General features: G+C 70.6%; 10 protein-coding genes. 6 read left to right on the top strand and 4 right to left on the bottom strand.

Annotation, left to right across the window (positions count from 1 at the left end):
* Positions 1-17 precede the first annotated feature (17 nt).
* The 3 genes from ABD466_RS16020 to ABD466_RS16010 all read right to left on the bottom strand — a co-directional run bounded on the left by ABD466_RS16020 (position 18) and on the right by ABD466_RS16010 (position 2,086).
* Positions 18-1,064: a hypothetical protein gene (locus ABD466_RS16020; protein ID WP_344657839.1), complete on the bottom strand. Its 1,047-nt coding sequence runs from the start codon at positions 1,062-1,064 to the stop codon at positions 18-20.
* A gap of 262 nt (positions 1,065-1,326) precedes the next feature.
* Positions 1,327-1,743, bottom strand: a complete 417-nt coding sequence (locus ABD466_RS16015; protein WP_344657838.1) for a hypothetical protein — start codon at positions 1,741-1,743, stop codon at positions 1,327-1,329.
* A gap of 1 nt (position 1,744) precedes the next feature.
* Positions 1,745-2,086, bottom strand: a complete 342-nt coding sequence (locus ABD466_RS16010) for a YegP family protein (protein ID WP_344657837.1) — start codon at positions 2,084-2,086, stop codon at positions 1,745-1,747.
* Positions 2,087-2,524: 438 nt separating this feature from the next.
* On the opposite strand from ABD466_RS16010, the gene ABD466_RS16005 reads away from it, so the two are divergent.
* The 5 genes from ABD466_RS16005 to rarD all read left to right on the top strand — a co-directional run bounded on the left by ABD466_RS16005 (position 2,525) and on the right by rarD (position 10,774).
* Complete coding sequence (locus ABD466_RS16005) at positions 2,525-3,844, top strand: UDP-glucose dehydrogenase family protein (protein ID WP_344657836.1); 1,320 nt, start codon at positions 2,525-2,527, stop codon at positions 3,842-3,844.
* Between the two features lie 253 nt (positions 3,845-4,097).
* Positions 4,098-5,975, top strand: a complete 1,878-nt coding sequence (locus ABD466_RS16000) for a 2-oxoacid:acceptor oxidoreductase subunit alpha (RefSeq protein WP_344657835.1) — start codon at positions 4,098-4,100, stop codon at positions 5,973-5,975.
* Positions 5,976-5,977: 2 nt separating this feature from the next.
* Complete coding sequence (locus ABD466_RS15995) at positions 5,978-7,000, top strand: 2-oxoacid:ferredoxin oxidoreductase subunit beta (RefSeq protein WP_344657834.1); 1,023 nt, start codon at positions 5,978-5,980, stop codon at positions 6,998-7,000.
* Between the two features lie 257 nt (positions 7,001-7,257).
* Positions 7,258-9,690, top strand: coding sequence for an amino acid permease (locus ABD466_RS15990; RefSeq protein ID WP_344657833.1), 2,433 nt, complete (start codon positions 7,258-7,260; stop codon positions 9,688-9,690).
* 85 nt (positions 9,691-9,775) lie between these two features.
* Positions 9,776-10,774, top strand: coding sequence for an EamA family transporter RarD (gene rarD, locus ABD466_RS15985; RefSeq protein WP_344657832.1), 999 nt, complete (start codon positions 9,776-9,778; stop codon positions 10,772-10,774).
* Here the strand turns inward: rarD and ABD466_RS15980 are convergent.
* Entirely contained in the window at positions 10,699-11,166 is a 468-nt protein-coding gene (locus ABD466_RS15980) for a MarR family winged helix-turn-helix transcriptional regulator (protein ID WP_344657831.1), read from the bottom strand. The genes rarD and ABD466_RS15980 overlap by 76 nt on opposite strands.
* A 56-nt stretch (positions 11,167-11,222) precedes the next feature.
* Here ABD466_RS15980 and ABD466_RS15975 point away from each other — a divergent pair, with 56 nt between their 5' ends.
* Entirely contained in the window at positions 11,223-12,032 is an 810-nt protein-coding gene (locus ABD466_RS15975) for an alpha/beta fold hydrolase (RefSeq protein WP_344657830.1), read from the top strand.
* Positions 12,033-12,145: the final 113 nt, after the last annotated feature.

Below are 12,145 nucleotides of genomic sequence, written 5' to 3'. Positions count from 1 at the left end.
TCAGGCCCGCCGCGGGATCAGATACCGGCGGTGCGGGTGCCGCAGGCGGCGCCCAGGGCGTGGAAGCCGTAGCTGGCGATCAGGCTGCCACCGTTCTTGCACAGCCAGCCGTTGGCGGTGGAGCGGTCGAGCAGGGCCTTCAGGCGCGGGCCCTCGGTGGCGTCGGCCCAGTCGGACTGGCGCACGACGTGGTAGACGTTGCGGGTGTAGGTCAGCGACAGGCTGGAGTTCCAGACCTTGTTGACCGTGTCGATCTGGTTGACGCCGTCCAGCGTGCGGAGGGCGTCCAGGGAGCCGGCGTTGTCGTTGCCGCTGCCCTTGCCGTTGTAGACCTGGCCGACGTAGTGGCTCAGGGAGTACGGGAAGATGGCGTCGACGTTGCCGGTGAAGACCGGGTCGGTGCCCTCGTTCTCCTCAGGGGTGGTGGCCTGCCAGCACGGCTCGGACGAGGCCGTGATGCCGAGCGCGCCCAGGAAGAAGGAGCGGGTGCCGGAGCCGGACTGCGGGATGTAGACCTTGATGGTGTCGTGCGAGGCGGTCGGGTGCGTCGGCAGGCTGTCCCACGTGGTGTAGGTGCAGTTGTAGATGCCGGTCAGTTCCGCGCTGGTCAGGGCGGACGGGGCGTTGCCGCCGGTGTAGGCGGACCAGCCGACCGCGTCGACCGCGAACGGGATGAACCAGTCGGTGGTGCCGGTCTGCGGGCCGCGCGAGGCGCGGGCGATGTCGACGGTGGCGGCGGTGTTGGCGTTCAGCGCGCTGATGCCCTGGCTGGAGCCGTTGGGGCGGGCGATCGTCGAGGCGCCGGACTTCGGCGTGATGTTGCCCGCCGGGGTCGCGTCCCAGCTGTAGTACTTCGAAGCCGGGCCGGTCGCGTTGTACGCGGTCGACAGACCGTTGTCGAACGCCTGGATGGTGTCCGAGCCGACCGACACGATGTCGGACGCGGCCGGGGTGGTGCCGACCGGCGGGTCGGCCGAGGCCGGGGTCACGGTGGCCGCGACGGCGGCCAAGCCGGCCACGGCCGCGGCCGAGGTCAGGGCGAGCTTGCGGGTGACAGAGCGCATTGCTTTCCTCCTGCAAGGGGGACTGGTCCTTGCGAGGTCGAGATTCGCCGACCGGCGCCGTCGCGGCCAGAGGGCGGCCGCCGGGCGGGCCGGGCGACGCGCGCCTGCGGGCCGAACTCCGGTGCAGGTCGAAGCAGGTATCCGACCCCTGAGACGGAGTCAGGTGGCACCTCGTGTGCTTCCGGCAGTGGCGCTGCGGTGCGGTCTTCGGGGTTCCGCGTTCACCCGCGGAACGGTTTTCCGCCGCGTCGGTGGGCCCTGCTCACTTCCCGCGGCGGGTCCCCGCCGTCGCCCTGGACGCACCCCGCTCGCCGACGCGACGGGCGAAGCCCGACAAAGCGCTGATGAACCCGGAGGCGCCGCCCCGGCACTGGTCCGGGCGCAGGTAGCCGCGGGCGCTGCGGGCCACCACCACGCCGGCCGTGGCGGTGCCGACGCCGGCGCCGACGCTGCGCGCCGGCAGCGTGGCGGTCCACCACCAGTCCGGGCCGGTGCCGTCCCGGCCCAGGCGGATGTTCAGGGCAGCGCGGTCGGCGACCAGTTCGCGCCAGGCCGCGGCCAGGGCCTCGTCGGTGCGGAAGGCGGCGGCCGAGCGCGCCAGCGGGCGGCCGTTGGCCGCCAGCAGCACCCAGGTCAGGTCCCCGCCCTCGGCCGCGCGCACCACCAGGGCGGCGGGCATCTCAGACGTCAGCCGCCAGCAGCGCCAAGAATTTGGCGACCGCGATCTGGCAGGTGGCGTAGCGCTCGTAGGAGCGGATGGAGCGGGCCAGCGGGGTGCCGCCCGGGGACTGCAGCACCCAGGTCCACCCGGTCCCGTCCTTGACGTGGCTGATCCTCGCCGACAGGTTCGGCGCGTCGCGCCGCAGCCGTGAGTAGGCGCGCCGGGCCTCGTCGGCGCCGGAGTAGGCCGGGGCCGAGATGGCCACGATCCGTCCGTTGCTCGCCTTGGCCCGCCAGCGGTACCGTCCGTTCTCCGCCCGGTCCACCAGCACCCGCCCGCTCTCGTCCCGAACAGTGTCCACGGCATTCCGCCCAACACTCGAGATCCTCATTGCCGTTGCCTCGAGCGATCAATCTAGGCGCCGGGCGCGGCGGGCGAGACGGGAAACGTCCGACGACGGGCGTTTGTTCGCCTACCCGTTCCGCCTTAGTCGTCCACGGGGCCGGATCGCCTGTCAGAACCCTGAATCGGCGGTGTGCCCCGCGCAGGTCGCCAGTGCCGCTGAAGCGCTTCACAAGAGGCCTTCCCGCACACTGCGCACCACGGATCCCAGCAGGAAAACACATGATCGCAACAGCGGATCGGAGTCAGGCGCTCACTCTCGGCACCGGATTCGGGCGGATGATCGGGCACGATCGCCCTGGAGCGACACAACTCGTCCTTTCAGGTGAGTGTTCCCGGCAACCCTGCGTCTAGGCTGGGGTGATTCAAAGGACATCCCGCTAGATCGGAGGCGCACGTGCGGATCTCGGTGATCGGCACCGGCTACCTCGGTGTCACCCACGCCGCGTGCATGGCCGAGCTCGGCTTCGAGGTGATGGGCCTGGACGTCGACGTGGAGAAGGTCGCCGCGCTGTCGGCCGGCCGCGTCCCGCTCTACGAGCCCGGCCTGGAGGAGCTGCTCAAGAAGCAGCTGGCGGCCGGCCGGCTGTCCTTCACCACCGACGTCGAGGCGCTGGCCGCCTGGGCCGGCGAGGGCGCGGTGCACTTCGTCTCCGTGGGCACACCGCAGAAGAAGGGCGAGTACGCGGCCGACATCAGCCAGGTCGACGACGCGTTCGACAGTCTGGCCCGCGCGGTGGCCGGCCAGGGCCGCTCGCTGCTGGTCGGCAAGTCCACGGTGCCGGTGGGGACCGCGAGCCGGATCGCCGACCGGGTCGCCGAGCTGGCGCCGAACGCCGAGGTGGCCTGGAACCCCGAGTTCCTGCGCGAGGGCTTCGCGATCCAGGACACGCTGCGCCCGGACCGGCTGGTGATCGGGGTCCGCTCCGAACAGGCCGAACAGGACCTGCGCCGGGTCTACGCCCAGCTGCTGGAGGCCGACGTCCCGCTGGTGGTCACCGACTTCCCGACCGCCGAGCTGGTGAAGGTCTCGGCCAACTCCTTCCTCGCGGTCAAGATCTCCTTCATCAACGCCATGGCCGAGGTGTGCGAGGCGTCCGGAGCCGACGTCATGCAGCTGGCCCAGGCACTGTCCTACGACCCCCGGATCGGCGGCCGGTACCTGGTGCCGGGCCTCGGCTTCGGCGGCGGGTGCCTGCCCAAGGACATCCGGGCGTTCATGGCCCGGGCCGGCGAGCTCGGCGTGGACCAGGCCCTGGCCTTCCTGAAGGAGGTCGACGCCATCAACATGCGGCGCCGGGCCCGGACCGTGGACCTGGCCCGCGAGCAGTGCGACGGCTCGCTGCTGGGCAAGCGGGTGGCGGTCTGGGGCGCGGCGTTCAAGCCGAACTCCGACGACATCCGGGACTCCCCCGCGCTGAACGTCGCGGCGTCGATACACCTGCAGGGCGCGCAGGTCACGGTCTACGACCCGAAGGCCACGGACAACGCGCGCAAGATGTTCCCGACCCTGACCTACGCCGACTCGGCGCTGCAGGCGGCGCACCAGGCCGACGTGATCCTGCACCTGACCGAGTGGCAGGAGTTCCAGGACCTGGACCCGGCCGTGGTCGCCCGGCACGTGAGCGACACGCGGGTGATCGACAGCCGGAACGCTCTGGACGCCGCCAAGTGGCGGGCCGCCGGGTGGACCTACCGGGCGCTCGGCCGACCATAGCCCGGCGGAACAGCCGGCGGGAGCTAGCGGACCAGGGGTGGGTCGTCATCTGCGACCCACCTTTCTTTACAGCTCCCTCACCAGGATTCCGAGCTGTAAGACATCCGAGCATTCCCACGACGGCCGGGAGAAACTTACCCGCCGTAGAGTTGTAAGGGCCCCACCGCATGGCTCGTGGAGACCGCGCAGCGGACGAAGCGAGAAAGCTGTAGGGACGGGCAACAGAACACCTCACAAGCAGGGCGGGTTCCCTATGACCAAGCAGGTTGAGAAGGTCGATCGGGTGATCATCCGCTTCGCCGGCGACTCCGGCGACGGGATGCAGCTCACCGGTGACCGGTTCACCTCGGAGACCGCGGCGTTCGGCAACGACCTGTCGACGCTGCCCGACTTCCCCGCGGAGATCCGGGCGCCGGCCGGGACCCTGCCCGGCGTGTCGGCGTTCCAGCTGCACTTCGCCGACCACGACATCCTCACCCCCGGCGACGCGCCGGACGTGCTGGTGGCGATGAACCCGGCGGCGCTGAAGGCGAACCTGAAGGACGTCCCGCGCGGCGGGACGGTCATCGTGAACACCGACGAGTTCACCCCGCGGGCGCTGTCCAAGGTCGGCTACGCCGCCGACCCGCTGGAGGACGGCTCGCTGGACGGCTACAAGGTCCACAAGGTCGCGCTGACCACGCAGACGGTGAAGGTGCTGGAGGGGTACGACATCTCCCGCAAGGACGCCGAGCGCGCCAAGAACATGTATTCGCTCGGCCTGCTGTCCTGGCTCTACCACCGGCCGACCGAGGCGACCGTGGCGTTCCTGGAGAAGAAGTTCGCCAAGAAGCCCGAGATCGCGGCCGCGAACGTCGCGGCGTTCCGGGCGGGCTGGAACTACGGGGAGACGACCGAGGACTTCGTCGTCTCCTACGAGATCGCCCCGGCCCCGATGGAGAAGGGTACCTACCGCAACATCCACGGCAACCTGGCGCTGGCTTACGGCCTGATCGCGGCCAGCCACCAGAGCGGCCTGCCGATGTTCCTCGGCGCCTACCCGATCACCCCGGCCTCGGACATCCTGCACGAGCTGAGCAAGCACAAGAACCACGGCGTGCGGACCTTCCAGGCCGAGGACGAGATCGCCGGCATCGGCGCGGCGCTGGGCGCCAGCTTCGGCGGCGCGCTCGGCGTCACCACCACCTCCGGCCCGGGCATCGCCCTGAAGGGCGAGACCATCGGCCTGGCGGTGAGCCTGGAGCTGCCGCTGGTGATCTGCGACATCCAGCGCGGCGGGCCGAGCACCGGGCTGCCGACCAAGACCGAGCAGTCCGACCTGTTCCTGGCCATGTTCGGCCGCAACGGCGAGGCCCCGGTGCCGATCGTGGCGCCGCGCTCGCCGGCCGACTGCTTCGACGCCGCGCTGGAGGCGGCGCGGATCGCCGTCACCTACCGCACCCCGGTGTTCCTGCTCTCCGACGGCTACCTGGCCAACGGCTCGGAGCCGTGGCGGATCCCGGACGTCGCCGACCTGCCGGTGATCGCCCCGAACTTCGCCGCCGGCCCGAACAAGGTCCTGGAGGACGGCACCGAGGCGTTCTGGCCGTTCCTGCGCGACCCCGAGACGCTGGCCCGGCCGTGGGCCGTCCCCGGCACCCCGGGTCTCGAACACCGCATCGGCGGCATCGAGAAGCAGGACGGCACCGGCAACATCTCCTACGACCCCGCGAACCACGACCTGATGGTCCGCACCCGCGCGGCCAAGGTCGCCGGCATCGACGTCCCGGACCTCGAGGTCGACGACCCGTCGGGCGAGGCGAAGGTGCTGGTGCTCGGCTGGGGATCGACCTACGGCCCGATCCAGGCGGCCTGCCGGCGCGTGCGCCGTGACGGGAATCCGGTCGCCCACGCGCATCTGCGTCATCTGAACCCGTTCCCGGCCAATCTCGGGCGCATACTGAAGGAGTACGACAGAGTGCTCGTGCCCGAGATGAACCTCGGCCAGCTCTCGATGCTCGTCCGCGCCCGCTACCTCGTGGACGCGGTGGGCTACAACCAGGTGCGCGGCCTGCCCTTCAAGGCGGCCGAGCTGGCCGGAGTGATCACTGATCTGATCGGGACCGACGCGGTTGAAGGGGTGGGGGTCTGAACATGCCGGAACTGCTGAAGCTCACAACGAAGGACTTCAAGACCGACCAGGAGGTCCGCTGGTGCCCCGGCTGCGGGGACTACGCGATCCTGGCGGCGGTCCAGGGGTTCATGCCGTCCCTGGGGATCAAGCGCGAGGACATCGTCTTCGTGTCCGGGATCGGCTGCTCCTCGCGCTTCCCGTACTACATGAACACCTACGGGATGCACTCGATCCACGGCCGCGCCCCGGCGATCGCCACCGGCCTGGCCGCGTCCCGGCCCGACCTGTCGGTCTGGGTGGTCACCGGCGACGGCGACGCGCTGTCCATCGGCGGCAACCACCTGATCCACGCGCTGCGCCGCAACGTCAACCTGAAGATCCTGCTGTTCAACAACCGGATCTACGGGCTGACCAAGGGCCAGTACTCGCCGACCAGCGAGCAGGGCAAGATCACCAAGTCCACGCCCTACGGCTCGCTGGACGCGCCGTTCAACCCGGTGTCGCTGGCGCTGGGCGCCGAGGCGACGTTCGTGGCCCGCACCATCGACTCCGACCGCAAGCACCTGACCTCGGTGCTGCAGGCCGCGGCCGAGCACGAGGGCACCGCGCTGATCGAGATCTACCAGAACTGCAACATCTTCAACGACGGCGCGTTCGAACACCTGAAGGACAACGCGGTCCGGGACCGGCACCTGATCCGGCTGGAGCACGGCGAGCCGATCGTGTTCGGGTCCGAGGACGAGCGCTTCGGCGTGGTCCGGATGCCGGACGCGACGCTGCGGGTGGTGCCGCTGGCCGAGGCCGGGATCGAGAACGTGCTGGTGCACGACGCCCACGCCGGCGAGCCGGACCTGGCCTTCGCGCTGTCCCGGCTGCCGGACCCGGCCACCCTGTCGCCGACCCCGATCGGTGTGTTCCGCTCGGTCCGGCGGCCGACCTACGACCGGCTGATGACCGAGCAGCTCGACGACGCCGCGCGCCGGCTGGGCTCGGGCAAGCTGGCCGATCTGCTGACCGGGTCCGACACCTGGACGATCGCCTGAGAGGTGCGCTACACCCCCCGGTCGGCCCTATGGCCGCCGGGAGTTCGACCGCGGTGAGACCGCCCAGGTCGCCCACGCCACGCTCATGATCGCGAACGCCCCTCCCGCACCGCGGGCAGGGGCGTTCGCCCTCATGCAAACGAAATGCAAACGCTTCGAGTTGGATCGTCCGATCTCAGGAGTGATAGGACAGACACTCGGCATGGGCATAGGGACCATGTTGGCCCTTTGGACCCGCCGAGATGAGGCACATCACGATGAGCACCACCAGGACGGCCCGACCCCGACGTGCGAGCACGGAGGCGGTCGCGGCCCCGGGCGCCCTGGCGGCGGACGTCAACCTGCCGGAGTCCCTCGGCTACCGCGTGAAGAAGCGGATCCTGGGCAAGCCGCTGGTCAACGACGAGCTGCACGGCGAGAAGCTCTCCAACCCGACCGCGCTCGGGATCATGGGCATCGACATGATCTCGTCGTCGGCGTACGGCTCCGAGCAGATGCTGACCCAGCTCATCCCCTACTTCGGCGCCCTGGGCTTCATGCTGGTCATGCCCATCACCGGCGTGATCCTCGGCATGCTGATCCTGCTGACGCTGTGCTACCGGGACGTGGTCTCGGTGTACACCAAGGCCGGCGGTTCGTACGTGGTGGCCCGCGACAACTTCGGGCCGAGGATCGCGCAGATCGCCGCGGTCGCGCTGATGATCGACTACATCGTCACGGTCGCCGTGCAGATCTCGGCCGGCACCGACGCCATCGCCTCCTACCTGGCGATCACCTTCTCCGTGGACATCACCAGCGAGAAACTGTGGATCACGGTCGCGGTGGTCCTGCTGCTCTGCTACGGCAACCTGCGCGGCGTCAAGGAGGCGGGCAAGCTGTTCGCCTCCCCGGCCTACGTCTACATCCTGCTGGTCGGCATGACCCTGCTCCTGGGCCTCGGCCAGCTGGCCACCGGCAACCTGAGCCAGGCCACCAACGCGAACGACACGAGCTACGGCGGCGTCATCAGCTCCGGCGACCACACCAGCTGGGTCCTGACCGCCGGCGCCGTGCTGGCCCTGCTGCGCGGCTTCGCGAACGGCGGCTCGTCCCTGACCGGCCTGGAGGCCGTCTCCAACGGCATCTCGGTGTTCAAGAAGCCGGCCGGCCGTAACGCCCGCGTCACCCTGACCGCCATGTCGATCATCCTCGGCTCCCTGGTGCTGGGCATCTCGATCCTGGCGTGGCAGATGAAGACGTACCCCTACTCCGAGGGCGCACCCACGGTCCTGGCTCAGATCACGCACCTGGTGTGGGGCAAGAACGCGGTCGGCAGCGTGATGATCACCCTGGTCCAGATCGCCACCGCACTGATCCTCTACACCGGCGGCAACACCTCGTTCAGCGGCTTCCCCTTCCTGGTCTCCTACGTCGCCGAGGACTCCTTCCTGCCGCGCCAGCTGCGCACCCGCGGCCACCGCCTGGCGTTCTCCAACGGCATCATCATGCTGACCATCCTGTCCCTGGTGCTGATCGTCGCCATGGGCGGGAACCTGACCAAACTGGTCTCCCTCTACGCGATCGGCGTGTTCACCGGCTTCGTCATGGCGGCCGCCGGCCTGTTCAAGTACCACTGGGTCCGCGACGAGCCGAAACGCACCTGGAAGCTGTTCGTGAACGGTTCGGCGGCGGTGTGCTCGCTGGCCGTCGTCCTGATCTTCGCGGTCACCAAGTTCACCGAGGGCGCCTGGCTGGTGGTCGTGGTCTTCCCGCCGGCGGTCTGGGGCCTGATCCAGCTCAACCGGCGCTACCGCCGCGAGGCCGACGCCCTGGCCAACACCCCGGCCTCGGCCTCCCTGCCGACCCGCACCCAGACCTCGATCCTGGTCCTGGTCGACTCCGTCGACCTGGCGGTGATCAAGACCCTCCGCTACGCCCGCTCCCTGCGCCCGACCGAGATCCGCGCGGTCCACCTGATGGTCGACAACGTCTACGCCGAACAACTGCGCAAGTGGTGGGACGCCTCCCAGGCCGCCGACATCCCCCTGGAGATCATCGAGGTCCCGGACCGCCGCATCCGCCGCGCCTCGATGGAGCTCGCCGCCCGCGAGGCCGCCGAGGGCTACGAGGTGACGGTGCTGCTCCCGCGCCGCACGTACTCCCCCGTCGCCGGCCGGCTCCTCCACGACCGCACCGCCGACCGCCTGGCCGAGGTCCTGTCCACGCTGCCGCACGTGGTCGCCACCATCGTCCCGTTCGACGTGGTCGAGGCCATCGAGGAGCTGGAGGCCGCCGAACAGGGCCGCGCGGTCAAGCCCAAGGAGGGCGACGAGTTCGCCGCCAAGCCGCGCAGCACGCGCAAGATGCTGCTGGACGCCGAGTGCGCCACCGTGCCCGACGCCCACACCGGCGCCCCGGTCGAGGTCCGCCCGATCAACTCGGTCCGCTGGCGCGAGCGCGCGGCGGTCGAGGGCCGCGTGCGCTCGGTGTCGGTGAGCCCGGTGAAGGGCTCCCCGGCGCTCGAGGCCGAGCTCTACGACGCCTCCGGCGGCATCAGCCTGGTCTTCTACGGCCGCCGCTCCATCCCCGGCATCGAACCCGGCGCCAGGATGCGCGTCGAGGGCATGGTCGGCGAGATGGAGGGGCACCTGGCGATGGCGAACCCGACCTACAAGCTGCTGCCGCGAGAGGGGCAGGACGAGGAGGAGTAGGAGCCGGCGGGGACCCGCGGAAGTGTAAGGGTCACTTTGCTGAGACGGTTATGACAGAATCCGCCCCCGCCCCTATCCTCGTCTCATGGGAGAAGGCGGGAGCGCCGCCGAGCGGCGTCTCGGGGTGGGTTTCGGTATCGCGGCGTACGGCGCCTGGGGCCTGTTCCCCCTCTACTGGCCGCTGCTCAAGCCCGCGGAGGCCGGGGAGATCCTCGCGCACCGCATGGCGTGGTCGCTGCTGGCCGTCGTGGCCCTGCTCGCGCTGCGGCGCGTGCCCGCCGGGACGACGCGGTGGGGCTGGGTCCGCGAGCTGCTCCGGACGCCGCGCAGGCTGGTGCTGCTGGCCGGCGCCGCCGCCGTCATATCGGTCAACTGGTTCGTCTACATCTGGTCGGTCAACCACGGCCACACCGTCGACACCGCGTTCGGGTACTTCATCAACCCGCTGGTGACCGTGCTGTTCGGCGTGCTCCTGCTCCGGGAGCGGCTGCGCCGCGTGCAGTGGGTCGCCGTCGGCATCGGGGCCGTCGCGGTGCTGGTGCTGGCGGTCGGGTACGGCAAGCTCCCGTGGATCGCGCTGGTGCTGGCCGCCAGCTTCGGGACGTACGGACTGCTCAAGAAGCTCGCCGCGGTACCGGCCGCGGAGTCGATGGCCGTCGAGACCGCGCTGCAGTTCATTCCCGCCGTCGGCTACCTGTTCTTCCTGCAGAGCCGGGGGACGCTGGACTACGGGCACCACGGCGCGGGCAACACCGCGTTGCTGATGCTCGCCGGACCGGTCACGGTGGTGCCGCTGATCTGCTTCGCCGCGTCCGCGAACCGGCTGCCGCTGTCGATGGTGGGGCTGTTGCAGTTCCTGGCGCCGATCCTGCAGTTCGTCATCGGGGTCACGGTGCAGCACGAGCCGGTGCCGGCGGCGCGGCTGGCCGGGTTCCTGATCGTGTGGGCGGCGTTGGCGCTGCTGACGGTGGACGCCCTGCGGGGCGCCCGGCGGGCCCTGCCCCGGCCTCAGTCCACGTCGATGTCCACCAGCGCGTCGAGCATCCCGGAGAGCACCTTGACGCAGGCGTCGACGTCCGCCTGAGTCAGACCGCCGCCGATCTGTCCGAGCAGGGCGTGCTCGCGGGCGATCACCGCCTCGATCACCGTCCGGCCGGAGTCCGTGAGACGGATCAGCGAGGACCGCCGGTGCGCCGGGTTCGGCACCGCCTCGGCGAAGCCCCGCTCGGCGGCCTCGTTCACCATGCGCTGCACGAACTGCCGGCTGAGGGCCTGGGCCCGGCCCATCTGCGGCACCGTCATCGGTCCGTTCAGCCGCAGCAGGTCCAGCACCGCGCGCACCCCGGCGCCGATCCCCTCGACCTCCTCACCCTGCTCCACCTTGCGCAGCACCCTGCGGTAGAGCGGGCCGACCAACAGGTACACGTCGGCGAGCCGCACGGCGAGCTCGTCGGGGGGCAGGGGTTCGTCGGCCACGCCTCATTATGACACCCCGGTTGCCAACTCGCCGCAGAAATGGCACCTTAGGTGTCATGAGCACACTGCATCGGGTCCCCCTCGAAGACGGCCACCTCACCTATCGCGACGAAGGCAACGGCCCCTTGGTGGTGCTGCTGCACGGCGGCCTGCTGGACCACCGGATGTGGACCCCGCAGCTGGCCACACTGCCGGCCCGCTACCGGGTCGTCGCCCCCGACGCCCGCGGCCACGGCGACAGCACCAACGCCGCCGCCCCGTTCCGCCACACCGACGACGTCGCGGCCCTGCTGCGCCATCTGGACGCCGGACCGGCGGTGCTGGTGGGCGTCTCGATGGGCGCCGGCACCGCCACCGACACGGCGCTGGAACACCCCGAGCTGGTCCGCGCCGTGGTGGTCAGCGGCGCCGGGACCAGCGAGCCGGAGTTCACCGACGGCTGGACCCACGAGAACCTCGCCGCGTTCTGGGCCGCCCTGCTCGGCGGCGACCTGCCCGGGGCGCTGAAGCTCTGGAACAACTTCACCATCGGGCCCGACCGGTCCGCCACCGACCTCGACCCCGCGATCCCGGCGCTGATCGCCGAGATGACGGCCAAGACCCTGATGAAGCACACCGCCGACGAGCCGGACTGGTCCCGCCACCCCGAGGACACCTGGGCCCGCGCCGCCAAGCTGGCGCTCCCGGTCCTGGCCGTGATCGGCGGCGCCGACTCGCCCGACCACCGCGCGAACGCCGAACGGCTCGCAGACGGCGTCCCCGGCGGGCGCAAGGCGGTCGTCGCCGACGCCGCCCACTATCCGAACCTGGAGCATCCGGCGGTGTTCGACACGCTGGTCAGCGAGTTCGTGGACGGACTGGACTGAAGCGGATCCGCCTCCGGCCGAAGCCGGGCGCGCCGGGAGATCGAGGGGATATCTCCACGCCGCGCCCATGAGGAGGGCGCGCCGACGACCCGAGTCGTCGGCGCGCCCTCAGC

The sequence above is a fragment of the Catenulispora subtropica genome, assembly GCF_039531675.1.
GTDB classification, from domain to species: Bacteria; Actinomycetota; Actinomycetes; order Streptomycetales; family Catenulisporaceae; genus Catenulispora; species Catenulispora subtropica.
This window is presented reverse-complemented; position numbering and strand designations above follow the sequence as displayed.